The 23,769-nt window shown below is 63.2% G+C and carries 27 protein-coding genes; 6 read left to right on the forward strand and 21 right to left on the reverse strand.

From position 1 onward, the window contains the following. Positions 1-16 precede the first annotated feature (16 nt). The 3 genes from JWR51_RS18535 to JWR51_RS24070 all read right to left on the reverse strand — a co-directional run bounded on the left by JWR51_RS18535 (position 17) and on the right by JWR51_RS24070 (position 2,883). Positions 17-1,354: a hypothetical protein gene (locus JWR51_RS18535; protein ID WP_299750928.1), complete on the reverse strand. Its 1,338-nt coding sequence runs from the start codon at positions 1,352-1,354 to the stop codon at positions 17-19. A 183-nt stretch (positions 1,355-1,537) separates the two neighbouring features. After that, entirely contained in the window at positions 1,538-2,455 is a 918-nt protein-coding gene (locus JWR51_RS18540; protein ID WP_366525629.1) for a PQQ-dependent sugar dehydrogenase, read from the reverse strand. 14 nt (positions 2,456-2,469) lie between these two features. Further along, positions 2,470-2,883 carry a hypothetical protein gene (locus JWR51_RS24070; protein ID WP_366525630.1) on the reverse strand — a complete coding sequence of 138 codons (414 nt, stop codon included), beginning with the start codon at positions 2,881-2,883 and terminating at the stop codon, positions 2,470-2,472. Positions 2,884-3,094: 211 nt separating this feature from the next. On the opposite strand from JWR51_RS24070, the gene JWR51_RS18545 reads away from it, so the two are divergent. Beyond that, positions 3,095-3,814 carry an MnmC family methyltransferase gene (locus tag JWR51_RS18545; protein ID WP_299750931.1) on the forward strand — a complete coding sequence of 240 codons (720 nt, stop codon included), beginning with the start codon at positions 3,095-3,097 and terminating at the stop codon, positions 3,812-3,814. A gap of 25 nt (positions 3,815-3,839) precedes the next feature. Then, positions 3,840-4,265, forward strand: a complete 426-nt coding sequence (locus tag JWR51_RS18550; RefSeq protein ID WP_299750934.1) for a SufE family protein — start codon at positions 3,840-3,842, stop codon at positions 4,263-4,265. A 120-nt stretch (positions 4,266-4,385) separates the two neighbouring features. Here the strand turns inward: JWR51_RS18550 and JWR51_RS18555 are convergent, their stop codons facing one another. The 11 genes from JWR51_RS18555 to JWR51_RS18605 all read right to left on the reverse strand — a co-directional run bounded on the left by JWR51_RS18555 (position 4,386) and on the right by JWR51_RS18605 (position 12,629). Continuing rightward, positions 4,386-5,159 (reverse strand): DUF6456 domain-containing protein, encoded by a 774-nt coding sequence (locus JWR51_RS18555; protein ID WP_299750936.1) that lies wholly within the window; start codon positions 5,157-5,159, stop codon positions 4,386-4,388. Further along, entirely contained in the window at positions 5,146-5,532 is a 387-nt protein-coding gene (locus JWR51_RS18560) for a helix-turn-helix domain-containing protein (RefSeq protein ID WP_299750938.1), read from the reverse strand. Before JWR51_RS18560 ends, JWR51_RS18555 begins: the two co-directional genes overlap by 14 nt. 212 nt (positions 5,533-5,744) lie before the next feature. Next, the gene (locus JWR51_RS18565; protein WP_299730052.1) at positions 5,745-6,167 is read right to left on the reverse strand and encodes a MucR family transcriptional regulator; all 423 of its coding nucleotides are present in this window, start codon (positions 6,165-6,167) and stop codon (positions 5,745-5,747) included. A gap of 119 nt (positions 6,168-6,286) precedes the next feature. Next, positions 6,287-6,643 (reverse strand): monovalent cation/H(+) antiporter subunit G, encoded by a 357-nt coding sequence (gene mnhG, locus JWR51_RS18570; protein WP_299750941.1) that lies wholly within the window; start codon positions 6,641-6,643, stop codon positions 6,287-6,289. After that, on the reverse strand, positions 6,643-6,957 hold the full coding sequence (locus JWR51_RS18575; RefSeq protein ID WP_299750943.1) for a cation:proton antiporter: 315 nt from the start codon (positions 6,955-6,957) through the stop codon (positions 6,643-6,645). The genes mnhG and JWR51_RS18575 overlap by 1 nt, the downstream gene beginning before the upstream one ends. Next, a complete protein-coding gene (locus JWR51_RS18580; protein ID WP_299750946.1) occupies positions 6,954-7,433 on the reverse strand; it encodes a Na+/H+ antiporter subunit E in 480 nt (159 codons plus the stop codon). The genes JWR51_RS18575 and JWR51_RS18580 overlap by 4 nt, the downstream gene beginning before the upstream one ends. Further along, entirely contained in the window at positions 7,430-8,959 is a 1,530-nt protein-coding gene (locus JWR51_RS18585; RefSeq protein WP_299750949.1) for a proton-conducting transporter membrane subunit, read from the reverse strand. The genes JWR51_RS18580 and JWR51_RS18585 overlap by 4 nt, the downstream gene beginning before the upstream one ends. Positions 8,960-9,029: 70 nt before the next feature. Next, positions 9,030-9,407 carry a Na+/H+ antiporter subunit C gene (locus JWR51_RS18590; protein WP_299750952.1) on the reverse strand — a complete coding sequence of 126 codons (378 nt, stop codon included), beginning with the start codon at positions 9,405-9,407 and terminating at the stop codon, positions 9,030-9,032. Then, a complete protein-coding gene (locus JWR51_RS18595; RefSeq protein ID WP_299750954.1) occupies positions 9,404-9,823 on the reverse strand; it encodes an MnhB domain-containing protein in 420 nt (139 codons plus the stop codon). The genes JWR51_RS18590 and JWR51_RS18595 overlap by 4 nt, the downstream gene beginning before the upstream one ends. After that, positions 9,820-12,180 (reverse strand): hydrogen gas-evolving membrane-bound hydrogenase subunit E, encoded by a 2,361-nt coding sequence (gene mbhE / locus JWR51_RS18600; RefSeq protein ID WP_366525631.1) that lies wholly within the window; start codon positions 12,178-12,180, stop codon positions 9,820-9,822. The genes JWR51_RS18595 and mbhE overlap by 4 nt, the downstream gene beginning before the upstream one ends. Before the next feature lie 149 nt (positions 12,181-12,329). After that, the gene (locus tag JWR51_RS18605) at positions 12,330-12,629 is read right to left on the reverse strand and encodes a hypothetical protein (RefSeq protein ID WP_299750957.1); all 300 of its coding nucleotides are present in this window, start codon (positions 12,627-12,629) and stop codon (positions 12,330-12,332) included. 131 nt (positions 12,630-12,760) lie between these two features. Between JWR51_RS18605 and JWR51_RS18610 the strand changes: the two genes are divergently transcribed. Both JWR51_RS18610 and JWR51_RS18615 read left to right on the forward strand, forming a co-directional pair. After that, the gene (locus tag JWR51_RS18610; protein WP_299750960.1) at positions 12,761-14,830 is read left to right on the forward strand and encodes a S9 family peptidase; all 2,070 of its coding nucleotides are present in this window, start codon (positions 12,761-12,763) and stop codon (positions 14,828-14,830) included. 248 nt (positions 14,831-15,078) lie between these two features. Next, positions 15,079-15,624 (forward strand): response regulator, encoded by a 546-nt coding sequence (locus JWR51_RS18615; RefSeq protein WP_299750963.1) that lies wholly within the window; start codon positions 15,079-15,081, stop codon positions 15,622-15,624. Positions 15,625-15,677: 53 nt separating this feature from the next. On the opposite strand, the gene JWR51_RS18620 is transcribed toward JWR51_RS18615, so the two are convergent. Then, on the reverse strand, positions 15,678-16,100 hold the full coding sequence (locus JWR51_RS18620; RefSeq protein ID WP_299750966.1) for a VOC family protein: 423 nt from the start codon (positions 16,098-16,100) through the stop codon (positions 15,678-15,680). Positions 16,101-16,172: 72 nt separating this feature from the next. Between JWR51_RS18620 and JWR51_RS18625 the strand changes: the two genes are divergently transcribed. Further along, entirely contained in the window at positions 16,173-16,868 is a 696-nt protein-coding gene (locus tag JWR51_RS18625) for a YafY family protein (protein WP_299750969.1), read from the forward strand. Here the strand turns inward: JWR51_RS18625 and JWR51_RS18630 are convergent, their stop codons facing one another. Further along, positions 16,869-17,414: an LOG family protein gene (locus JWR51_RS18630; protein WP_299750972.1), complete on the reverse strand. Its 546-nt coding sequence runs from the start codon at positions 17,412-17,414 to the stop codon at positions 16,869-16,871. 8 nt (positions 17,415-17,422) lie between these two features. Continuing rightward, entirely contained in the window at positions 17,423-18,931 is a 1,509-nt protein-coding gene (locus JWR51_RS18635) for a helicase HerA-like domain-containing protein (protein ID WP_299750974.1), read from the reverse strand. A gap of 166 nt (positions 18,932-19,097) precedes the next feature. Here JWR51_RS18635 and JWR51_RS18640 point away from each other — a divergent pair, with 166 nt between their 5' ends. Beyond that, positions 19,098-20,444 carry a TIGR03808 family TAT-translocated repetitive protein gene (locus JWR51_RS18640; RefSeq protein ID WP_299750977.1) on the forward strand — a complete coding sequence of 449 codons (1,347 nt, stop codon included), beginning with the start codon at positions 19,098-19,100 and terminating at the stop codon, positions 20,442-20,444. A 54-nt stretch (positions 20,445-20,498) separates the two neighbouring features. On the opposite strand, the gene JWR51_RS18645 is transcribed toward JWR51_RS18640, so the two are convergent. From JWR51_RS18645 to JWR51_RS18660, 4 genes are all read right to left on the reverse strand, one after another. Then, positions 20,499-21,536 carry a nucleotidyltransferase domain-containing protein gene (locus tag JWR51_RS18645; protein ID WP_299750980.1) on the reverse strand — a complete coding sequence of 346 codons (1,038 nt, stop codon included), beginning with the start codon at positions 21,534-21,536 and terminating at the stop codon, positions 20,499-20,501. A 105-nt stretch (positions 21,537-21,641) separates the two neighbouring features. Continuing rightward, positions 21,642-22,646 carry an asparaginase gene (locus JWR51_RS18650; protein WP_299750983.1) on the reverse strand — a complete coding sequence of 335 codons (1,005 nt, stop codon included), beginning with the start codon at positions 22,644-22,646 and terminating at the stop codon, positions 21,642-21,644. A 197-nt stretch (positions 22,647-22,843) separates the two neighbouring features. Further along, entirely contained in the window at positions 22,844-23,185 is a 342-nt protein-coding gene (locus JWR51_RS18655) for a hypothetical protein (RefSeq protein ID WP_299750986.1), read from the reverse strand. 123 nt (positions 23,186-23,308) lie between these two features. Further along, positions 23,309-23,734: a hypothetical protein gene (locus tag JWR51_RS18660; RefSeq protein ID WP_299750989.1), complete on the reverse strand. Its 426-nt coding sequence runs from the start codon at positions 23,732-23,734 to the stop codon at positions 23,309-23,311. Positions 23,735-23,769: the final 35 nt, after the last annotated feature.

Genomic DNA, 23,769 nt, shown 5'->3' on the forward strand with positions numbered 1-23,769 from the left:
CAAGAACGCCTGCCAATCAGAACTGCCCGGTATATGACACCGTGGGCGTAAAGCTCCACATTGGCGCAAAACTCAGCGCGTGTGCGGTCTGCGAGGACCCGTTATAGTTGAGCGTGCCATCGTCGGTCCCCGCATAGGTATTGGTGGCCGAGGCGACCGAACCATCCCGCGTCACCGATGCGACGCGCGACAAGTAATCGACAGCGCCACCGAATGTCAGTTGGCGGTTCGAGGCCAGTGCCACGGTAATCGACGGCGAGATCTTGGCCGACCAAGCAACACCATCAGCCTCCATACCGATACCATTGGCATTGTTGACGGTAGTCAAAGGCACGGACGTGGGCGCCCCGCCGGCGATGGAGTAGCTTTCGCGGCCCTCCATATTGTCGTGCACATAGTAGACACCGCCCTCGACGCCCAGCGAGAAGGTCATGTCGTCCGCGATTGGCTTGCTGATGTTAAGACCGACCACGCCGCCGAAATAGTTCGAGGTCAGTTGCTCGTCGCGGGCCATCGAATAGGTCGGAAAGGTCGTCGCAGTGGGGCTCGCTTCGGGGATATCCACGCTGATAGTGGTCTTGCTCGATTGGTCGAGCAGCCGATAGCTTGGTCCGGCATAGCCTTGAATGGCCATTCCGCCGGTGTTGGTCGACATGGCAACGCTTAGATCGGCGCCGGTGTAAATCACACTCCTCCTGACATTGGTCGTTACCGCCAGCCCCGTCAGATCACCCGCGGCGAAAAATACGCCACCGTCCGATGCGGCCACGGCCGCGTAAGCCGCAGCGCTGTTCACGGCGCCCTGCTGCGTCACCACGCCCCCCAAGGCGAAGCTATTGGCCCCGGCCGCAACGGAGGCACCATAGCTATTCACGTTGCCTGCGACGTTGAGGTTGACGTTGTTTACGCCACCCTGCGGGTTGGTATGCGTGATGACCGCGCTGGCAGCCGAGTTGCCCGGAACGCTGTTGGTTGTCAGCACGACATTGGCGTTTGCCGGCGTTGTATAGCCACCAATGGTGACCGTCCCCGGACCGGTGAAGGTATCCACGACCGTTGAATTTGACTGACCGATAGTGGTGAAGCCGGACAGGCCGACGGCGGCGTCGTAAGCACCGAACTTGCCGACGCTCAGCCCCCCGCTCAGCCCGAAGGTGGCGCCAATACCGCCGCCGCCTACCGACGAAGACGTCGCTCCCGGCGCCCCAAACGCGATGCCCTTGTCGATATGAGGCATGGTGAAAAACGTCGCGCCAAGCGTCGCACCAAACGCACTTGCCGGAGCGTCCTGGGCGAAAACCGCAGTAGATGCCAAGGATGCCGACAACAGCACGGCGTACAATTTCACACTCATCTACTCGGCCTTGGATTAATTTTTATGGTTAATTCAAAGTGCAATAGAATGGTTAAGCGCTACTTAAATTGCGGAGGCTGTTTAGAAAATGCTTTTCGCTTGTCGGTCGATATGTCGGATTACTATTGACCTAGGCGAAGAAAGCCCGGGCAAGGTCCGGGCTTCAATGTAATGATTAGTTAACTACTGCTTGGTGACACGCCATATCGTGCCGCTGCCATCCTCGGAGACGAACAGCGCGCCATCTGGTGCCACCGCAACGCCGACCGGGCGACCCCAGACATTGTCGGCATCGACGACGAAGCCGGTCATGAAGTCATCATAGGTGCCGTCGGGCTTGCCGCTGGCATCGAAGTTCAGGTGCACCACCTTGTAGCCGGTGCGCTGGCCGCGGTTCCACGAGCCGTGCATCGCGACAAACGCGTCACCCTTGTAGTCCGCGCCCCAGGCGTCACTGTTATAAAAGGCGATGTTCAACGGGGCCGAGTGGGCCTGGAACAGCACGTCGCCGACCGTTACCTTACCCTTGAGATCGGGGCGCGGATTGTCCTTCCAGCGCGGGTCCGGGTTGTCGCCGATATAGTACCAGGGCCAGCCATAGAAGCCGCCATCCTTCACCGAGGTGGCGAATTCAAACGGCACGTTGTCGCCCAGCTCGTCGACATTGTTGACCACGCACCAGGGCTCGTCGGTCGCCGGCTGCATGGTCATGCCGGCGCAATTGCGCAGGCCGGTGGCGAAATAGCGCTCGTTCTTGCCATCGGGATCGAAGGTCAGCACCGCGGCGCGGCGCTCTTCCTCGCCCCAGGCCACGCCGAGAGGATGGGCCGAAGCCCAGGCATCGATACCGCCTGCGGGTTCGGGGTCCATGGTGCCGTCACCCACATTGGAGCCCGAGCCGACCGAATAATACATGGTCTTGCCATCGGCCGAGAACGCCACGTCGCGTGCCCAGTGATGTTCGGGGTCGATGTTATCGAACAGCGTCTCTGGGGCGCCTGTGGCTTTCATGTCCCCGCTTTTATAGGGAAAGCGCTTGAGCCCGTCGCTTTCGGCAACATAGACCCATTGCGGATCGTTGCCTGCCGGATAGAACGCCACGCCATAGGGCTGGTTCAGCCCGCGGCGAATACGCCTTCCGAGACTGGTTTGGCCGCGCCGTTCTCGAAATGGTAGACCAGCACATTGCCGGCTTCCGAATTGCCCACGAACAGATCGCCATTGGGCGCGAAGCGGATAGCGCGCGGATTTTCGATGCCGCTGGCCACCAGTTCCACCTTGAAGCCATCAGGCACTTTGGGCATTGCCCCCTCAGGCATGGGTACGGTGGAGGGTGAATTGGACGCCGATTCCGTCAGGTTCGGCGCTTCCAGGTCGCTCGCAACGAGATGCCGGATCACCCCCGGCGCGTCTTTTTCCCAATCGCCATATGCATCCTTGCCGGTCAGCACGCTGGCGTCCTGCGCCATGGCGGTTGCCGTCATCAGGGCGCCCAGGGACAGGGTGCCAATGAATATCCAGTGTTTCATGAGAGTTCCTCCGCTTTTCGGATTGTGCCGGGAGGTCATCGAAAGGCCGTGCCCCTGCTACCAGGACCAAGCGTCCGATCACTCTTTGAGTTGCGGATGCTCCATTCAACAAGCAGTGAGGCTTGGTCGGCCGCGACGCGCTTTCGCTTGCATGGGGCCATCGCACCGTCGATAGAGACAACCCGTAAGTCTTCCCGCGAAAGGGTCCGCCGTGAATCCCTGGGTCTTGATCGATACCGTTCCGCTGCCCGATGGTCGTGGCGACATCCGCCTGATCCAGCGCGCTGATGAATTCTCGATCATGCTGGGCACAATCGCCTTGATGAACAGCCGCCTAAGCGGGTCTGAAGAAGCCATGGCAGGCCTGTCCTGGGCCCGCATCAGCGACCGCCCCAAGGCGCATATGCTGATCGGCGGGCTAGGCATGGGCTTCACCTTGCGCGCGGCTCTCGCTGAACTGCCGCCCACGGTCAAGATCACTGTCGCCGAACTGATGCCCGCCGTCGTCGCCTGGGCGCGCGGCCCGATGGCGCCCATTTTTGGCGACTGCCTCGATGACCCACGGGTCGATATCAAGGTCAATGACGTCCGCCGCGTCATCAATTCCGCCAAGGCCGCCTACGACGCCATCCTTCTCGATGTCGACAATGGCCCCGACGGCTTGACCGTCGAGACCAATGACGCGCTCTACAGCATGTCCGGCCTCAAGGCGGCCAAAGCCGCACTACGCCCTGGCGGCGTGCTGGCGATCTGGGCCTCGGCGCCCGATCGCGCCTTTACCCAGCGTCTGCAACGCGCCGGCTTCACGGTCGAAGAGGAACGCGTCCGCGCCAATGGCAAGAGCCGCGGCTCACGCCACGTCATCTGGCTCGCAACCAACAGTCCGCCGCGCCCTGTCACGCCAGTTCGGCCGAAGCCGTCTGGAAGTTAAGCTTCGCTTGCACTAGATACAGGCCATGAGCGAGCCCCAAGCCTTCCAGGACATTGCCGAAAACCTCTCCTTTCTCGACGATTGGGAGGATCGGTACCGCTATCTGATCGAGCTGGGCCAGGCCCTGCCCAAGCTGACCGATGCCGAAAAGACCGCCGAGAACAAGGTCAATGGCTGCGTCTCCCAGGTGTGGCTGGCGGCGCAGACCGAGTCTCGCGGTAGTCAGACCGTGCTCAAATATCGCGGCGAAAGCGACGCCATGATCGTCCAGGGCCTGGTCGCCATCCTGCTGGCGCTCTATTCCGACCGCCCGGCCAGGGAGATAGCCGAAACCGACGCCATCGCCCTGTTCGACAAAATGGGCCTGCGCGAACACCTGACCACCCAGCGGTCCAATGGCCTGGTCGCCATGGTCAACCGTATCCGCACCGAGGCGAAGGCGCTGAGCTAGTCCCTCATCTACCGGACACCTTCTCCCACGGGGGAGAAGGGGATAGAGCGGAGAGATCGCAGTCGTCACCCCTCGCCCCTTATGAGAGAGGGGCAGACATTTGGGCGTCTAGCAGAAATGTCAGGGTGAGGGGTCACCGCCCCCAAACAGCGGCAGCCTCTCCTCAAGCCAGCCGCCAACCCGTCCGCTTTCATTCCCGCGGGCCTGCGCCGACAGTCCCCAATGCACGGCCAACTGCTCAAGCCCGATCCGCAGCACCATTTTGGCGCTACGACGGGGCCAGCCGCGCTCGGTTTCCACCGTCTGCAAGCCCTTGAGCAGCCCGCACACGTCAAATACCACGCCCCGGCAATCGGCCGGCAGCAGCGCCGCCACGGTGTCCAGCTTACGCCGCGCATCGACGGCGCTGTCCGATAGATCATTGGCCCCCGCCGGCCCACCGCCGCTGGCGATCCGGTTGGCGTCATAACTCATGGTCATCCGAGGGCTGAGCCGCGCCCGCTCCACCAGCTTTCGCACCCGCTCCCCGGCCGCGACCTGATGGGCCAGCAGGAACGCCGGCTCCCCATCCCGCGCCACCGCCAACCGGGCCAGCGGGCTTTCGTCGAGCGAATACAACACCGAAGGCGCCACCTGCGGAAGGGCCTCGGACGCCACATGACTCTTGTCACGTCCCTCTGCCGCCAGCCAATCGCGTGCCCGCGGCCCAGGCACGCACACTGACTCGGTCAGCATCAGCACCCCTGCCCCGGCCAATTCCGCCGCCGCCGCGCGATCGAGCCGCGCAACCCGATCCACCCGTTGCACGGCATAACTGCCGTTTTCGATCCTCGCCGCATGATCGGGCAGCAGCGCTCGCACGAACCGCAGCGCACGGACATCAGCGCGTGCCATGATCGTCCGCCCCCACGGCCGCCTCAATCCGCAGTTCGAGCGCCGCCACGGCGTCGTCGAAACCGCGGTCATCGCGCATATCTTCCATCAGCGCGCAGGCATATGAGACTGTTGTCCTATCGCGGCCGAAGATGTCCCCCACCTCTTGCAGGCTGCGCCCCAGCGCGACATGGCAGAGATACATCGCCAATTGCCGGGCCCGCGCAGCACCCATGCGGCAGCGCGATTTGTGCATCAGCAGGCGAATCGGAATACGTTTTTCCTGTGCAACCAAGGCGATAACCGTGTCGCACTGCGCGTCGTGGCCTTGGGCCAGTCCGGCAAGGCTGCGGCCCGAGCGCCCCGCACCGGCGTTCCCCATCATCTCGTACATCGTCAGTCTCCGTCGCAACTAAGGAATTTATTCCTACACATTGCGGTCGAGAAAGCCAGACGGGGATAAGTCGGATAGCTTAATTCGTTCGGGGACGGGTAGCGGCGAAAATCAAACGGCCGCTCACTGAGCGGCCGCATGATAGACGTAACAAGTCCCGCCGCATCGGTCCTTGGGGACAGCGGCGGGGCAGTAGGCCGGGAAAGTGCCCGTCAGCTTGCCTTGCGGCCGAGGCCGTTATCCTTGGCGAGCTTGGAGCGGGTTGCCGAGTAATTGGGGGCAACCATTGGGTAGTCGGCCGGCAGGCCCCACTTCTCGCGATATTCTTCGGGCGAGAGGTTATAGTGCGTGCGAAGATGGCGCTTCAACGATTTGAACTTCTTGCCGTCTTCGAGACAGATGATGTAGTCGGCCGCAACAGACCTGCGAACCGGCACAGCAGGCTTCAACTCTTCAACCGGAACCGGTGCTTCGTTGGTCTGCAAGGCACGAAGGGCGCCATGAATTTCGGCGATCAGCTTGGGCAGATCGGTCGGGCTCACGGCGTTGTGGCTAACATAGGCTGAGACGATTTCGGTGCTGAGTTCGATCAAGTCGCTCTCGTAACCGGTCGCCGCGCCAGCGGTGTCGTTCATAATTCAACCTTTCATTGTTTTTATTGGGCCGAGACGAGGGCAGTCGGGGCCATCATTTTTTGTACGGTCCTTTACTGTCTCGTGCAACCCGGTATGTCAAATTAACATGTTACCAACTGCTACGAATAATTGTCGCGGCCTGCCTTATTTACAATATCGAGATCGTTGCTGACAGTGATCTGCGCCGGTCTGCCCCCTGATTGGTAGTGTGCCCGCGCCAGAAGATGCGCCGCAACTGGTGTGGTCAGCAGCAGAAACGCTATACCGATCAGCGCCCGCACCGTTATTGCCCCATCAAACGATACCAATGCCACGGCAAGCAGGATCATGCCGCCGCCGACCGCCCCGGCCTTGGAGGCGGCGTGCATCCGGGTATAGAGATCAGGCAGGCGCAGCACGCCCAAAGCCGCAATAAGACTAAATAATGAGCCGGCCACCAACAGCACAGCGCCGGCATAGCGCGCGATTTCGGCCATCACGGTGCTTGCTCCTGATTCGGTTGCTCAGCAACGGGGCGCGAGCGCACCAGGATATAACGGGCAAAAGCGATGGTTGCCAAGAATCCCAGCAGGCCGAGCGCAATGGCGATGTCGAGATAGAGCGTGAACCCGGTGCGGATCGTCACCGCGCCAACAAAGCCCAAAGCCAGGATTGTCAATAAATCCAAAGCCAACACCCGGTCCGCCACAGTCGGCCCGATTAAGATTCTTATAGTGGAAAGCAACAATCCGGCGCTCAACAGCACCAGGGCGACCAGACTCGCCGCCGCTATTGCATCCGCGCCGCTCATGCGAACACCGCCATGATGCGCTTTTCGAAGCCTTCGGCGATCCCTGCGATCAACTTCGCGCGATCCTCCAGCATCAGCACATGCACATAGAGCACGCTCTTGTCATCGGACACGTCGATACTGAGCGTGCCCGGCGTCAGCGTGATCAGGTTGGCCAGGAGGGTGATTTCGAGATCCGATTTCACCGTTAGCGGCACCGCCACGATGGCCGGCCGCAACTGTTCCCGCAGGTTGGGCGCTACCACCACCAGCGCCACCCTGATTGCGCTGAGCAGCAGTTCATAAAGGAACACCACCGCCAGCAGCACGGCTGGAATGACCCGTCGCAAGCCGTTCGGCTGGCCAATGCGGCCGCGCAGCAAGAGCAGCGCCGCAGCCGCGATTACCGCACCCAGCAGCAGGTTCGGCCCGCTAAAACTGCCAGTCAGCGCGCCCCAAAGCACCACCAAAACAATCGTCAGCAGTGCGAAATTCATGGCCCGCCTCCTGCTAGCCCGACGGCGGCAATATAGCCGGCTGGCTCGACAATGTCGCCCGCGCCGGTCAGGGCGGCCTGGAACAGCCAGTCCGGCCATAGCCCGGCCAGCACGATCGCCGCGACCAGCACCGTCACCGCGCCAAAGCCGAACCAGCGCTCCCGCGCGGGCAACACGTTCAGCGGCTCGCTGCGGTATTCGGAATGCTGGCCCTCCTGCCCTTCACGCCAGAAAATATGGGCCCAAAGCCGCGTACCGGCGATCAGCGTCAGCACGGCATTGACCAGCAGCGCGAGAACGATCACGAGGCTCAGCCAATCGATCCCCGTCTCGCCCGCCCCGCGCAGATCGGCATCGCCCAGCCCGCCCTCCAGCAGCAGCAGCTTGGGCCAGAAGCCGAGGAATGGCGGCACGCCGGCAACCGCCAATACCACGATGAAGAATAAGATCGAGACCGGCGCATGGGTCGCGTAGAGCCCGCCCATCAAGCGGCTATCGGTCTGGCCGGTCAGCTTTTCCACCAGCCCCGCCACCAAATACAGCGCCGTCAGCGTCAGCATGGCGTGCACAATATAGAGCCCCGCGCCGCCGACCCCGTGCAGGCTGGGCATGGCGATACCGGCCATGATGGCACCGATGCCGCCGATCACCAGGAAGCCGATGGCGCGCCGCAGATTGGTCTCGGCGATCGCGCCCAATGGGCCGATCACCAGCGTGGCGATGGCCAGCGCTGCCAGCACCCAATCGAGCTGCTCGCGCGCAGCCGGCAACAGCATGACCAGCACCCGCAGCATGGCATAGGCGCCGACCTTGGTCAGCAGCCCCGCCATCAGTGCCGAGACCGCCGCTGGCGGCGTATGATAGCTAGCCGGCAACCAGGCATTGAGCGGAAACACCGCGGCCTTGATGCCGAAGGCCAGCACCATCAGCATCGCCACCCCGGCCATCGCCGCAGGATTGGCGTCCGGCGCACGCCCAATGATGTCGGCCATGTTGAGCGTACCGATCAACCCATAGAGCAGCCCCAGCGCCGCAAGGAAAAAGCTGGTGGCGAGGAAATTGATGAAGCCGTATTTGACCGCGCCGTCGAGCTGCAACGGCCGTCCGCCCAGCACCAGCAGCCCGAACGAGGCGATCAGCATGACCTCGAACCAGACATAGAGGTTGAACAGGTCGCCGGTCAGGAACGCCCCGCTCACCCCGGCGAGCAGCAACAGCACCAGTGGATAAAACCCGTCCTCCGCCCGCTCGCCGAGCGAATAGACCAGCACGACCAGCGTCACCAAGGCGGCCGCCAGCGCAAAGCCGGCGCCGAACATGTCGGCCGCGAAGCTGATGCCGAAGGGCGGCAGCCAGCGCCCCATGGTCATGCTGAGCGGCCCGCCATCGAGCACGCGCTGCACCAGCAGGATGTCGCAGGCGATGATCGCCACCACCACCACCAGCGCTATGCCCATCCCGGCCCGTCGCTGCATCAATGCCAGCGCGGCTCCGAGCAGGCCCAGCACCACCGGCAGCACGATCACCCAATCGGCCAGCGCCGTGGTTCCGGTTAAAATGGCTTGGGAAAGGTCGAAAATAATGCTGCCCCTTTCCCTAATAGCTCAACGGCGGACGCGGCGCGTCCTCCGGCTCGGCCAGCCGCATTCTGTCGGTGTCTTCGGCGTCCATCGCCTGATAGGCGCGGAACGCGAGCACCAAGAGGAAACTGAACATGGCAAAGCCGATGACGATAGCCGTCAGGATCAGTGCCTGCGGCAGCGGATTGGCGATGGCGCCCGCCGGCTGTTCCAGCCCGCCCGGCACGATCGGCGGCGCGTCATTGCTGATCCGCCCGGCGGTAAAAATCAGCAGATTGATGCCATTACCCAGCACCACCATTCCCAGCAGCATGCGGATCAAGGATCGCGACAGCAGGAAATAGATCGCCGTGGCGATGAACAGCCCGACCAGCCCGGCGAGGACGAAATTCATGGCCCCTCCTCCTCCTCGAGCACCAGCGCAATCGCCGCCAGCGTGCCCAACACCACCAGGTAAACCCCGATATCGAATACCAGCGGCGTCGATAGCGGCACCGTGGTTTCACCCAGCGGCCAATAGGCCCAGATGCTGGTCAGGAAGGGTGAACCAGTGAACATCGACCCCAGCCCCGACAGCGCCGCGATCACCACGCCAAATCCGGCAATCGCCAGCGGATCGACCCGCAGCGCCTTGCGCGCGGCCGTTGCGCCGCCAGCAATACCCAGCACCGCGATGGCCGCCGCCGCGATCAGCCCGCCGATGAAGCCGCCGCCCGGCGCATTATGCCCACGCAGGCAGATGAACGCCGAAAAGATCAGCATGATTGTGACGATCGGGCCCACCATGGTGCGGAAAATCAGCGTGTTCATGGCGCCGCCCGCCTGCGCCGCAACAGCGCCAGAATGGCGATCCCCGCGCCAAGCACGACCGAGATTTCGCCCAAAGTATCAAAACCGCGATAGTCGACCAGGATGACGTTGACGATATTGGCCCCATGCGCGATCGGCACGCTGGTCGCCGCGAAAAAATCGCTCAGGCGTGGGTCGAAGGCTCCCGCCAGCACAACCATCAGCAACAGGCTGATACCCGTACCGCCAACCACGGCCAGAGTGCCATCGCGCGCCAGGTCCTCGAACTCGCGGTAGTCGCGCTCGTCCAGCTTGAGCCGCGTCATCACCAGCGCCAGAATCACCACCGACAGGATTTCCACCATGAACTGGGTGAAGGCCAAATCCGGCGCGCCAAACGACAGGAAAATCAGCGCCACCGCCGCGCCCTGCACGCCCAGCGCCAGGATCGCCACCAGTCGACTCTTTGCGGTCAGGATCGCCACGAGCCCGACCACCGCCATCGCCAGCACCGCCCATTCGTGAACCTGCAATTGCGGCCAGGCCAGCTTGGCCGACCAATCGCCCAGTTCGGCATTCGGCAGCAGCGCTTCGAGCCCGCCCATGCCGAACACCGGCACCAGCACCGCCAGCGCGAAACCGGCAAACACCAGCACGAGATACAGCTCCAGCCGCCCATGATGCAGCAACCGTGTTACCGCTCCGGCGAACCGGATCAGCCCGAACATGGCGGCGTCGAAGCCGTGATCGAAGGTCCAGCCCAGCGCCGTGCCAATCCGGCGTAAGGTGCTGCGGATCGGCGCCAGCTGCCAATGCACCAGAATGCCCAGCGCAATGGTCGCCGCCGACAGCCATAGCGCCAGGCTGGTGAAATCGAGCATCGGCGTCAGGTGGCTCTCCGCTGCCACGCCCAGCACCGCCGCGATGGTGGGCACCACGATATCGTGCCCCAATCGCCCGGCATTCAGCGCCAGTAAAATCCCTGCCGCGCCTAGCACCACCGGCCCCGCCAGCATGGCGATCGGTGCCTCATGCGGCACCTTGGGCGTCGGCAACAGGCTGCCCAGGAACGGCCGGATGGCGATGCTCAGCGCCACACCCGCGAGCAGCGCATTGCCGATGACGAGGACGATCAGCACCAGGATCTGCGGCCAGTCGGGCCCCAGCAGCCCCAGATACATCTCTTCCTTGGCAAGGAACCCGGCAGTCACCGGCAGCCCCACCATCGACAAGGCCGCCAAAGCCGCGGCGATGAACGTTACCGGCATCGGATCGCCGAGGCCGCCCAGCGTCACGATATCGCGGCTACCGCTGCCGTGGTCGACATTGCCGACCACCAAGAACAGCCCGGCCTTGTAGACGGCGTGGGCGACGAAATAGAGGATCGCTGCGGTGATCGACAGTTCGGTGCCCAGCCCGATCAGCAGCACCAAGAGCCCAAGCGAAGCGATCGTGCTCTGCGCCAGCACCTGCTTGAGATCGGTCTGGCGGATGGCCCCCAGCGCGCCCCACAGCAGCGTGAAACCGCCAAACGCCACGAGCGTCACCGTCCACGCCGGCGTGCCGCCCAGAAACGGCGTCAGCCGCAGCAGCAGGTAGACACCGCCCTGCACCATGGTGGCCGAATGTAGAAACGCCGAAACCGGCGTCGGCGCTTCCATGGCATTGGGCAGCCAGAAGTGGAACGGAAACTGCGCCGACTTCGTGAAGGCGGCAGCCAAAAAGGCGATCAGCACCACCGGATAAACCGGATTTTCGCGCATGGCATCGCCGAAGTCGCGCAGCCCGCTCAGGTTCCATTGCCCGGTCAATTGTTGCGCCAGGATCACGCCAAGCAACAGCCCCATGCCGCCGATATTGGTCACCACCAGCGCCTGGATGGCGCCCCGCCGCGCCGCCTGCCTGGAATGGTCAAAACCGATCAGCAGGAATGAGGTGACTGTGGTCAGCTCCCAGAAGCTGAACAGCGCCAGCATGTTATCGGCCAGTACCAGCCCGAGCATGGCGCCCATGAAGGCCAGCATGAAGCCGAGAAACCGCCCCAGATGCCGATGCCCGCGCAGATAGGCGCCCGAATAAATCAGGATCAGCGCACCGATCCCCGAAATCGCCAGCGCAAAGGTCAGGCTCAGTCCGTCGATGAAAAATGACAGCGTCAGCCCATAGGCCGGCACCCAATCGAGCCCCGCCTGCACGAAACGGTGCGCCGCGATCGGCTCGATGAAGCCGAGGAGGAACACGAAGATCGCGGCAGGAACCAGCGCCAATACCCAGCCGGCGAACGGGGCGGCAATGCGCTGCACCAGCGGCGCCAGAAGGGCAGCCGCGAATGGCGCTAGCGCCATCAGCACTATGCTGGCGTCGAGGGACAGTCCCAAATCGTGGCTCTCGCATTGACCGATTCTGAAGGTCGGCCTGCAATCAAACTAGCGGCTGGGCAGTCGGGGACAAGTCAAAACCGGCCTGGCTGGCCCAGTCTCCACCGTTCACTGGTCATCGTCACAACAGGGCAACAGTTCTGTTTGCTTTAGCGCGGAAATCCCTGCTTGCGGAATTCTGCCTGCATGCGCGGTTTGATCACCGCGACCATGTAGGCAATACCGGCCAGGGCGACCAATGCGCCCATGATGGCGCCGCCGGTCAGGCCGCCGAGCGGCACCAGATAGAAGATGCCGACGCACGCCACCAGCAGCGTGACGAACAGTCCGAGCAGCACCATCGGTCGCCGCGACACCTCGCGCTGCGTCTTGACCACGAGGGCCTTGGCCTCCTCGTGCGGCAGCGCGTCGAGTTCGGGAAAATTGCGCATCGGGTCCCAGGATCGCATGGCATTCTCCTCATTCGGCAATGCTATTTGCCACGCTCGACCATGCTTTGCCAGCCTGCCGGGTAGCAATCCCCCGCCGGCCCGCTTACATCTGCGCCAACACCGCCTGAACTCCTGACTGGATCCAGCCCATGACCAATCCCCCGATCGCGGCCCGCAAGCCGCATTCCGCCACGCACCACGCCATCGTCCGCGAGGACCCCTATGATTGGCTGCGTGCGGAAAACTGGCAGGAGGTTATGCAGTCGCCCGAGACGCTGGATGGCGAAATCCGCGCTTATCTGGATGCCGAGAACACCTATTTCGAGGAGCATTTCGGCAAACCCACCCAGGATTTGCAGGACACGATCTACAAGGAAATCCGCGGCCGTATCAAAGAAGACGATAGCGGCATTCCCAGCAATGACGGCCCGTTCGCCTATAATTCGCGCATGCTCGAGGGCAAGCAATACGCCCAGATCGTCCGCACGCCCCGCGATGGCGGCCTCGAAACCGTGCTGCTCGACTGCAATATCGAAGCCGGCGAGGGCTATTTCGGCTTTGCGGGCGCCGAGCACGATCGCAGCCACCGCTACCTGGCCTGGGCCGCCGACCGCGCCGGCTCGGAATACTACGACATCGTCATCCGCGACCTGGAAACCGGCAAGGACAGTGAGGAAGTCATCCTCGAAACCGCCGGCTCATATGTGTGGACCAACGATTCCTCGGCGATCTACTACACCGAGTATGACGACAACCACCGCCCGTTCCGCGTCAAGCTGCACGTCATCGGCACCTCGCAAGAAGATGACGCGACCATCTTCGAGGAACGCGATCCGGGCTTTTTCGTCGGCGTCGGCCGCACCCTTTCCGACAAGTTCATCGTCATCGACGCCCACGATCACCAGACCTCGGAGTGCTGGCTGATCGATGCCGAGGCTGGCGGTGCCCCACGTCTCGTTGCACCGCGCCTGACCGACCGTGAATACGATATCGACGAGCGCGACGGCGTCCTGTTCATCCGCACCAATGCCGATGGCGCCGAGGACTTTAAGGTGGTCACCGCCCCCGTCGCCACGCCGGGCGCCGAGCACTGGACCGACCTCGTCCCGCATCAGCAGGGCGTGCTGATCCTCGATACCGTGGTCATCAAGAACCACCTGCTGCGGCTGGAACGCTATGAGGGCCTGCCCCGCATCATCGTCCGCGACCTGCGCACCAACGCCGAGCAGACCGTCAATTTCGACGAGGAAGCCTATTCGCTCGGCATGTCGGTGGGCTACGAATTCGACACCTCGGTGTTCCGCCTGACCTATTCGTCGCCCACCACGCCGTCGCGCACCTATGATGTCGATCTCGACACCGACACCCGCACCCTGCTCAAGGAGCAGGAGGTCCCCTCCGGCCACAATCCCGACGACTACGTCACCCGCCGCCTCTTCGCCACCGCGCCCGATGGTGAACAGGTTCCGGTCACCGTGCTTTATCGCAAGGGTACGCCACTCGATGGCACCGCCGCCGCGCTACTCTACGGCTATGGCGCCTATGGCATGTCCATGCCCGCCGCCTTCTCGATCTCCGCGCTGTCGCTGGTCGATCGCGGCTTCATCCACGCCACCGCCCACATTCGCGGCGGCATGGAAAAGGGCTATCGCTGGTACGTGCAGGGCCGTCGCGAGCACAAGACCAATACCTTCACCGATTTCATCGCCTCGGCCGAAATGCTGATCGCAGAGAACTTCACGTCCAAAGGAAAAATCGTCGCCCAGGGCGGTTCCGCCGGCGGCATGCTGATGGGTGCCATCGCTAATCTGCGCCCGGACCTGTGGGCCGGCATCATCGCCCAGGTGCCGTTCGTCGACGTGCTCAATACCATGCTCGACGAGACCCTGCCGCTGACCCCGCCCGAATGGCCCGAATGGGGCAATCCCCTCGCCTCCGCCGAGGACTATGCCCGCATCGCCGCCTACGCGCCCTATGAGCAGGTGGCCGCGCAGGACTACCCACCGATCTTCGCTTTGGCCGGCCTGACCGACCCGCGCGTCACCTATTGGGAGCCCGCCAAATGGGTGGCCAAGTTGCGCGCCACCCGCACCGGCGACACACCACTTTACCTCCGTACCAATATGGGCGCCGGTCATGGCGGTGCCTCCGGCCGCTTCGATCGCCTCAAGGAAACCGCCATGTGCTTCGCCTTCGCGGTGGATGTGGTGAAGGGCTGACCTTATCGCCTCTCTTGCTTCACCTCTCCCTTTGGGGGAGAGGTCGACCCCTTTGGGTCGGGTGAGGGGGCCTTTACTAGACTCGGTGGTCGGGGAAGCCCCCTCACCCGTCGCTGCGCGCCGACCTCTCCCCCAAGGGAGAGGTGAAGATTCCCCGATATCCCCCGCTCGTTAGCCATTTACGGAACTGTCCTCTTCTGCCCCGCACACCGCCATGGTAACCGATTGTTTACCATTGGGGGACATCGGTGCCTGACTCGCTGAAGACCGTCGCCGTCATCGCGGCCACGCCTGCCCTATCGTCCATCCTCACAATGGTGCTGGCTGGCGATGCGCGCTTGCGCGTGCGCCAGTTCGATAGCGACTTGGCGCTGCTGGCCTATATGCGGCTGGCCCCGGTCGATGTGCTGGTCTGCGATTTCGACCGCGACGGCCGCCCCGCCTATGAGATGGTCGAAGCCATTCGCCTGGACAACTCCATCGAGTCGCAAGAGGTGCAGGTCATCGCCCTGACGCGCACCATCACTCCGCCGATGCGCCACCAATCGATCAGCGCCGGCATCGATGAAGTCCTGATCAAGCCAATGTCGCCGCGCCACCTGCTGCAGCGCGTCCAGGCCCGCCTGCGCGCCCGCCCGGTGATCAGCACGCCCAGCGGTTATCGCGGCCCCGAACGCCGCAACCGGGTCCCGCCTCTCCTGCCGCTGGTCCAGCAAGGCCGTCGCGCCTCGGACAATGTGGTGCAACTGTTCCCCGACCGGCGTAAGCCGAGACATCCGGGGCTGGAGCACTAGCTCCAGCAGCAGAACGCGGCGCACCAAGATGCGCCGCCTTCCTCCAACGGCTATCAGGCTGCGTAAGCGCTCTCGACGTCCAACACCCAGGTCACGCCAAAACGATCCTTGAGCATGCCGTAGAGCGGCGACCAGCCTGAAGGCGCCAGCGGCTGCACGATGGTCGCGCCGTCGACGAGTTTTTCCCAGTACAACGTGATTTCGTCAGCGGCATTGCCGCGCACCGAGACGAAGAACGGGATTTCGCCCGGGTTCCACCCCACGCGCGACGGCACGTCGTAGGCCATCACCCGGAAACCATTGTCCGCAGCGACTTGGCCCCACATCACCTGGTCGGCTTCAGCTGGGTCCTGGATCTGCCCGGCGTCCTTGTAGGAAATCACCATCTGATGGCCCCCAAACACGGACTGGTAGAATGCCAGCGCGGCGCGGGCATCGCCCCGGAAATTCAAATGCGTCGTCGATTGCACGGTCATCACAGCTTCCTTTGCTTGAACTGATAACCCGGTTATATCCAAGCCCAACTGCCAGTTTCCGACAGTTGAGTGATGGCCCGATCCGACCGACTTTTCCGACTGCTGCAGGCGATGCGCGTCATGCCCGCACCGATCACCGCTGCGCGCCTGGCCGACGAGACGGGCGTGTCTTTGCGCTCGCTGTACCGCGATATCGATAGCCTGCGCGCTGCCGGCGCCCGTATCGAGGGCGAGCGGGGCTATGGCTATCGGCTGATCGAGGACTATGCGCTGCCGCCGCAGACCTTTGATCGCGCCGAGATCGAGGCCATTGCCCTGGGCCTGGCCGAAGTGCAGCACATGGGCGATCCGGCGCTGGCCAAGGCCGCCATCTCGGTGCTGGCCAAGGTCGCCGCCACCCTGCCCGATGATCGTGAGCAGCATCTGTTCCACGCCATCTCGCAAGTCTATCGCCCCGATGCGCGATACAGCCAGGCGCGTGATCTGGATGCAATCCGGCAGGCTTGCTGGCAAGAGGAGGCCTTGGTAATCCGCTACGCCGACAAGGGCCACGCGGTCACCGAGCGCACCATCCTGCCGCTGGCGATCGTCTATACCGACCGTACGCTGACCGTGCTGGCCTGGTGCTGCCTGCGCGAGGCGTTCCGGATGTTCCGGGTCGAGCGGATCATCGATCTCAGCGCTGCTGGAACCAGCTTCCGCCCCAGACGCGCCGCGCTTCTGCGCACCTATCTTGCTGAACTGCGAGAACGCGAAGCAAGCGCGTGACTACCGCTCGCCGATCAGCCGGCTGACCCGGCTCCACAAATCCTCGATCGTGTCGGCGAACTGAACCGAGCGCTCATAGCCCGGCAGGCCATGGGACAGCACGTCTCCCGCATAGCCGCGCATGACCTCGAAGGCGCGATGCCGGTTGAGCATGACCACGGGCGCGGCTTTGCCCAGCGCCTTGCCGGCGCTCCAGGCGCCGAACATCGCCGAGGCCGAGGCCAGCGAGCCGGGCAGCGCCACGAAAGCGTCGGCCAGCGCTGCCACCCGCTGCATGCGCTCGGAATGATCGGCCACCACTTCGATGGCGACATCCGCCAGGGCCGATGGCAGCACGATCGATTCATCGGCGATGATCTGCACCACGCCGCCGGCCGCCCGCGCCGCCGTCAGCAGCGGCACCGGAATCACGCCGTTTTCGGCGACGCAGATAATGCTGGCGCCGTGGCGGGCGAAATACATGCCGGCCTGCGTCATGATGCTGGCGCGCTCGGCATCGCCCGGCCCCTTGTCCGAGGCAAAAACCGCCAGTACCGGGCTGTTCATCGCCATGCTCAGCGACCGCGCTTCAGGCCGCCGAGGATGCCGCGCACCAGGGCACTCCCCAGGCGATTGGCCACCGTGCGCGCTAGCGAATTCATCGCGGCTTCCGCCGGGCTCTGCCGGGTCGAAGCGCGGCGCGCGGGCGGGCGATCGTCATAGGTGCGTTCGGCGCGCTGGGTCTTGGCCTCCTTGGCCAGATCATCGTCCTGACGCTGCTTTTCCTCGGCCAATTGCTTGTCGCGCGTCTTGCGCGCCAGAACTTCGAATGCCGAGTCGCGGTCAACCTGCGTGTCGTAAAGCCCCGCCACCGGCGAGTTCGCCATGATGGCGCGCCGCTCTTCGGGCAGGATCGGCCCAACCTGCGCCGATGGCGGCCGGATCAGCGTGCGTCCCACCATCGAGGGAATGCCCTTGTCCTCCAGCACTGAAACCAGCGCCTCGCCGGTCGCCAATTGGGTGATGACCTCGGCGGTCGAAAAGGCCGGATTGGGCCGGAAGGTATCGGCCGCCACCCTGACGGCCTTCTGCTCGCGCGGCGTATAGGCACGCAGCGCATGCTGCACCCGGTTGGAAAGCTGGGCCAGCACCGCCTCTGGAATATCGACCGGATTCTGGGTCACGAAATAGATGCCGACGCCCTTGGAGCGCACCAGCTTGACCACCTGCTCGACCTTGTCAACCAGCGCCTTGGGGGCGTCGTCGAACAACAGATGCGCCTCATCGAAGAAGAACACCAGCTTGGGCTTGTCGAGGTCCCCCACTTCGGGCAGCGCCTCGAACAGTTCCGACATCAGCCACAGCAGGAACGTTGCATAGAGGCGCGGCGCGCGCATCAGCTCGTCCGCAGCCAGGATCGAGATGAACCCCTTGCCGTCGCGGTCGGTGCGCATCAGATCGGCGATTTCCAGCGCCCGCTCGCCGAAGAAGTTTTCCGCGCCCTGCTGTTCCAGCACCAACAGCGCCCGTTGCACCGAGCCGATCGAGGCGGTGGCGACATTGCCGTAGCGCACCGAAATCTCCTTGGCTCGCTCCTGGATATCCACCAGCAGCGCCCGCAAATCCTTCAGGTCGAGCAGCAGCAGCCCCTCGTCATCGGCCAGCTTGAAGGCGATATTCAACACCCCTTCCTGGGTGTCGTTGAGTTGCAATATCCGGCTGAGCAGCAGCGCGCCCATTTCGGAAATTGCCGCGCGGATCGGGTGTCCCTGACGGCCGAACAGGTCCCAGAAAATCACCGGGAACACGTCATCCTTGTAGTCGTCGAAGCCGATATCCTGCGCTCGCTGGGTCTGCCAGCCCTGCGCCTTGCCCATCTTGCTGACGCCAGACAGGTCGCCCTTGATATCGGCGGCAAACACCGGCACGCCCGCGGCCGAAAAGCCCTCGGCCAACACCTGCAGCGTCACCGTCTTGCCGGTGCCGGTCGCGCCGGTGATCAGCCCGTGGCGATTGCCATATTTCAGCGCCAAGTATTCCGGCCGCGTGCTTTTCCCGAGATAGATCATGTCATCAAGCAGCATGGCCGGCGCCCCCGTCAAATCGTTCGCATGGCTTATAGCCGTTCGTGGCGATGCGGGACAAGGCAATGTGATGAGTAAGGCCCGGCCACCGGCTAACCCCGCACCCGCTTTACCATCCCGGCCCTCCCCCCTTCCCTCGCCGCCCGCATACCGGCACACTAACCCCATGACACACCTGACCCGCCGCCACCTCATCGCCAGCCTGGCCGCCACCGGGGTCCTCGCGCCCGCTCTCACCCGCGCAGGCGACGCGCTCTACGCCGTCGATTTTGGCGTCATCCCGGGCAGTCCCGACGACCAGAGCAAGTCCCTCCAGGAGGCCATTCAGGCGGCCGCCGCCAGTGGGCAAAAGCTGGTGCTGCCGCCCGGCCCCATTTTCGTTGCCAATATCGCGTTTGCCAGCCGCCTCGCCATCGAGGGCACGCCCGGCTCCACCCAGCTCACCGGCTGGAATGGTGGTTCGGTCGGCTCATTTGCCAACGTCAGCGACGCCAAGGTCGCCAATGTGATCTTCGCCGGCGGCACGGGCGACGCCGCAAGCGGCCTGGGCGCCGTGCTCGAGGTGGCGTCTAGCCTCTCGGTCAGCTTCACCCAATGCGGCTTCGTCGATAGCCCGACCACCGGCCTCTTCATCACCGATTCGGCCGTCACCATTTCCGACTGCGATTTCCGCGGCCACGCCGACGCCGCCATCCATGCGCTGGACAATCGCGGCCTGCTAATCACCGGCAACCGCATCAGCGATTGCGGCAATGCCGGCATCCGCATCTGGCGCAGCGAGAGCGGGGCGGATGGTTCGATCATCAGCGAAAACCGGATCTGGAACATCAAAGCCACCGACGGCGGCAACGGCCAAAACGGCAATGGCATCAATGTGTTCAAGGCCGATGAGGTCATCGTCAGCGACAATCACATCGCCGATTGCGCCTTCACCGCCGTGCGGCTCAACACCACCAACAACACCCAGGTCAGCGGCAATACCTGCCTGCGCTCGGGCGAGACTGCGATCTATTCCGAATTCGCGTTTTCCGGCTCCCTCATCGCCAACAACATCATCGACGGCGCCGCCACCGGCATTTCGATGACCAATTACAACGAGGGCGGACGCCTGGCCGTCTGCTCCGGCAATATCGTGCGCAACATCGCCCCCAAATCGCTGGTCAATCCCGATACGTCGCCGGTCGGCATTTATGCGGAAGCCGAAACCGCCGTCACCGGCAACACCATCTATCGCGTCCCCGGCGCCGGCATCGTCGCCGGTTACGGCCAGTATCTCAGCAATGTGCTGGTCGCCAACAACGTCCTCTACGACATCCTGATCGGCATCGGTGTCAGCGTCGCCCGCGGCGCAGGCAATGCCCAGATCGCCAACAACTTGATCTTCGATCCCGATCACGCCGTGGTCGGCATGGCCTGGGCCGACATGGTCGAACCCGACCTCATCGCCAACGCCGCCAAATACCCCCTGCTGACCATCGCCAACAACACGGTCGGCGAAGTCCAGGGGGTTTAGAGGGCGGGTAATAGCCAGTCAGAATGCTGCCGCCGGATGATCCGGTGGCATTCGCTATGCCACTGCGAACAAAGGCGCAGCCGCTTCAGCAACTGTCTTAGGCAACATCTTCAGCTCCGCGATCTCGAACGGCAGATAGGTCAGGTAATGCCCGACAATACCGCCAACCACGACTGCCTGATCCGCGTCTCGCCGCCGCTTGATCGGCTCGCGATCGATCCGCTGCGACACCCAGTGTTTATGAGCTGCGAACACGCGTGGATCGGCGGCAACGATCCGCAGTGGAAAGCCGCGCTCGTCGATGGCAATGGCCTCGAATACCGGCGCATTCTCCAGCCACACCAGGCCTTCGATCTCCGAGGCGACCATATCCGCGTCATCGTCGCCTAGCTGCGTCCGATCAGGCTTCCAGGGTGGATTGCGCATCGGCTTGATCAGATCGACCATATAGCCCTCGGCGTTTTCCGCGCGGAAGGATTGGGCAGTTCGATGGAACGTCTTGTCCACACCCTGGAGCACCGCCAGCAGGGAGGGCTCGGAAATATCGTCGGAAATGACGAAGCGCAGCCCACCCCGACTGTCGAACAACAGATCGATATCGCCGGTGGCAGTAATGCCGGCATCGACGACGACTCCAGCGGCAGCTTCATAGGCGTAGATAGCGTTCGTGCCGACGACCCGAATGCCAGCGCCCAATGCTCCGATGTCGTCCAGCGCGCGCATGATCCGGGCGGTTGGCATCGGAACGCGCCCAAGAGCCAGTGCGCGGTTTATCGCCGCCTGCCGAGCCAGCACCGCGTCAATTTCCTTGAAGCGTGCCTTGGCTTCATCGCGACTGTTTTCGTATTCGCGTTTGAGCGTTTCGGTTTGCTCCGACCGCACGCCCAAGCCGCGCTGGCGGCGTATGCCGGATTTGTCGTAATAGCTGCGCAGAAGGTAGTCCGAGCCTTTTTTGGCTTGCCAGACCATCGACCCTCGGGTTTCCAGCAGGCGGCGCCGCGCCGACGTCCAGGCGCTAAAGCGTTGCTGCGTATTGACGAATTCACGCCGCTGATCGTTGTTGAATTCCTCTATGCCGCGAAGTTCCAACATTTTTCTCGGTTTCAGTGGTTTTCTGTTGGAACAGAATTAGCATATCTTTTCAATGGTTCCAACAGTTTCCTGGAAAATCCGAAAAACTGTTGGAACAATCCTGCTTCAAACCGCTATTCGGGATTCCAACACGCCCACATCTGCCCCGCGCACGCTACGGATAGTTTGGCTGGCGAATTTCTCAAGCACGGCCCGCTGCGCCGCGTCGGGATCGGCGATTGCCAGCAGCAGGCCGGCCAGCATGGCTTGCGAGGCGGCGGTATTGCCGTCGTCGCATTTGATGGCATAGCCCCAGCCCTTGTCGCGGATGGCGCCGCATTGCACGCCTTCGGCGCCGATCTTCTGCATTACCCGCCCGCCAAAGGCCTGCATGATCAGCGTATCGGAATGGCCCGTGCCCGCCACCAGATGCGGATGGCTGGTCGCCGCATCGAACAGGCGCTGCGCCGCGTTGGCGTAATCAGCCGGCAGCCCTTTCCCCGTCGCCATGCGCGCAAAACCATAGGCGAAGGCCCGCAGCGGCGCGGCATAAGTGGGGATAGAGCAGCCATCGGTGCCGCATTTTCCCTCGGTCAGCGGCTCGCCGATCACCGTCTCGACTGCCGTGCGCACCGCGCGCTGCACCTCATGCTCTCGCCCCACATAGCCGGCGGTGGGCACGCCCATGGCCAGCGCCACGCTCAGCATGCCGGAATGCTTGCCCGAACAATTGTTGTGCAGCGGGCTCGGCTCGCCGCCGCTGGCCCGCAAGGCCTCGCGCGCCGCCGCATTGGTGGGGGCATGTGCGCCGCATTCCAGATCGGCGGCCGATAGGCCCAACCGAGCCAGCAGGCCGGACGCAACCGCCACATGGACATCCTGTCCATGATGGGACGAACAGGCCAGCGCCAGTTCCTCGGCGCTATGATGAAACTTGTCCTCGGCATCGCGCGCGAAAATCGGCAGCGCCTGCATGGACTTGATCGCCGAGCGCGGAAACACCGCCCGCTCGATATCGCCGCTCGCGGCGATGATGGAGCCATCCGCGTCGACTACCGCGAAAGCGCCGCGGAAGATATTTTCGACCCAGTTGCCGCGCGTCAGCTCGGCGAGAATGGGATTGGCATCCATGATAAAAAAACTCCGGTCCAGGCTGTCTTGCGAACAGCACCAGACCGGAAAAGTCAACAAGGCTTGGGAAGAGGCAGGCACGTTGCAGAACTCAGTGAGGATGGAAGTCCATCCGCGCGAACCTTCGGCCCCTGGAGTGCTCCAGGGTGCAACCGGATCGCCGCGCGGATGGACAACCGCTCTTGCGGCGAGAGCGGTTAGATATCCCAGTCGTCGCCGGCCAGGGTCAGGAATTTGGAATTGACCCAGCCCTTGAGCCCGGCCCGATCGACCAGGCACCAATCGGCGCTGTTGGGAACTTCGATGCAGCGATCGACCCAGACATGGGTCTGCGAGGCGAAAGCGCCGACCTTCTGCGAATAGGCAGCGGGCCACTTGCGCACGTTGAGATGATCCCAATCGGCAACGCCGCTGACCTGCGCCAACTGGTCGACGCCATATCCGGCGGCCATGGCTGGCTGCACGGCGAAAGCGGCAGCGGCGGTGATAACCAGGCCGCAGAGCGTGGCGACTAAAACTTTTTCCTGATGCTTGTTCATTTCATGTCTCCCTCAACGGCTTGGTGGTTTCGATGATTGGAGTTTGCCGCATCCGCCTTGAACCCATGCTGAAATCGATGTTCAGAAAGCGTTCATCCGGGCGGCAAACTCTCGGGCGGCTGTTTAGCGCATGAAGCGGTCGTAGACGTAGAGGACCACGCTGTCATTGGCGCCGAATTGCAGCGAGACGACGTCGTTCTGATCGAGGCCTTCTTCGTCGAGGGCGCTCATCAGCGTGTAGTTGCGGGCGATCGGCATGCGCAAGGTCTCGACATTGCCGTTGATGAACAGCGAGCCGTACGAGTCGTTGCTTGCAAGGCTGCCGTCGTCGCAGACACGGATCAGCATAACGTTCTGGCCGTCGATCGACTCGATGTCGGCGCGGTTTACGCTGCGAAAATGGCCCAGGCTATCGCCGCACTCGGTGTGGCTGACGGCTGGTGTGTTGCGGGGCGTACGGGGGGCGGCGACGAAAGCCGCCGAGCTGGCGATCGTGGTGACGACCATGGTCAGGGTGGCGATAGTGGTGATGATTGCGAACTTTTGCATTTGAGGCTCCTGTGGTAGGCGACGCTCGCTTGGAG

The sequence above is a fragment of the Devosia sp. genome (assembly GCF_028290625.1).
GTDB lineage: Bacteria > Pseudomonadota > Alphaproteobacteria > Rhizobiales > Devosiaceae > Devosia.

Coding starts and splice junctions, on each gene's coding strand:
- JWR51_RS18610 (WP_299750960.1), top strand. CDS start 12,761: ATGACCAATCCCCCGATCGCGGCCCGCAAGCCGCATTCCGCCACGCAC.
- JWR51_RS18590 (WP_299750952.1), bottom strand. CDS start 9,407: ATGAATTTCGTCCTCGCCGGGCTGGTCGGGCTGTTCATCGCCACGGCG.
- JWR51_RS18555 (WP_299750936.1), bottom strand. CDS start 5,159: ATGGCACGCGCTGATGTCCGTGCGCTGCGGTTCGTGCGAGCGCTGCTG.
- JWR51_RS18655 (WP_299750986.1), bottom strand. CDS start 23,185: ATGAACAAGCATCAGGAAAAAGTTTTAGTCGCCACGCTCTGCGGCCTG.
- JWR51_RS18550 (WP_299750934.1), top strand. CDS start 3,840: ATGAGCGAGCCCCAAGCCTTCCAGGACATTGCCGAAAACCTCTCCTTT.
- mnhG (WP_299750941.1), bottom strand. CDS start 6,643: ATGGCCGAAATCGCGCGCTATGCCGGCGCTGTGCTGTTGGTGGCCGGC.
- JWR51_RS18630 (WP_299750972.1), bottom strand. CDS start 17,414: ATGAACAGCCCGGTACTGGCGGTTTTTGCCTCGGACAAGGGGCCGGGC.
- JWR51_RS18535 (WP_299750928.1), bottom strand. CDS start 1,354: ATGAGTGTGAAATTGTACGCCGTGCTGTTGTCGGCATCCTTGGCATCT.
- JWR51_RS18625 (WP_299750969.1), top strand. CDS start 16,173: ATGGCCCGATCCGACCGACTTTTCCGACTGCTGCAGGCGATGCGCGTC.
- JWR51_RS18635 (WP_299750974.1), bottom strand. CDS start 18,931: ATGCTGCTTGATGACATGATCTATCTCGGGAAAAGCACGCGGCCGGAA.
- JWR51_RS18560 (WP_299750938.1), bottom strand. CDS start 5,532: ATGTACGAGATGATGGGGAACGCCGGTGCGGGGCGCTCGGGCCGCAGC.
- JWR51_RS18605 (WP_299750957.1), bottom strand. CDS start 12,629: ATGCGATCCTGGGACCCGATGCGCAATTTTCCCGAACTCGACGCGCTG.
- JWR51_RS24070 (WP_366525630.1), bottom strand. CDS start 2,883: ATGAAACACTGGATATTCATTGGCACCCTGTCCCTGGGCGCCCTGATG.
- JWR51_RS18640 (WP_299750977.1), top strand. CDS start 19,098: ATGACACACCTGACCCGCCGCCACCTCATCGCCAGCCTGGCCGCCACC.
- JWR51_RS18595 (WP_299750954.1), bottom strand. CDS start 9,823: ATGAACACGCTGATTTTCCGCACCATGGTGGGCCCGATCGTCACAATC.
- JWR51_RS18575 (WP_299750943.1), bottom strand. CDS start 6,957: ATGAGCGGCGCGGATGCAATAGCGGCGGCGAGTCTGGTCGCCCTGGTG.
- JWR51_RS18645 (WP_299750980.1), bottom strand. CDS start 21,536: ATGTTGGAACTTCGCGGCATAGAGGAATTCAACAACGATCAGCGGCGT.
- JWR51_RS18580 (WP_299750946.1), bottom strand. CDS start 7,433: ATGAATTTCGCACTGCTGACGATTGTTTTGGTGGTGCTTTGGGGCGCG.
- JWR51_RS18565 (WP_299730052.1), bottom strand. CDS start 6,167: ATGAACGACACCGCTGGCGCGGCGACCGGTTACGAGAGCGACTTGATC.
- JWR51_RS18660 (WP_299750989.1), bottom strand. CDS start 23,734: ATGCAAAAGTTCGCAATCATCACCACTATCGCCACCCTGACCATGGTC.
- JWR51_RS18620 (WP_299750966.1), bottom strand. CDS start 16,100: ATGACCGTGCAATCGACGACGCATTTGAATTTCCGGGGCGATGCCCGC.
- JWR51_RS18650 (WP_299750983.1), bottom strand. CDS start 22,646: ATGGATGCCAATCCCATTCTCGCCGAGCTGACGCGCGGCAACTGGGTC.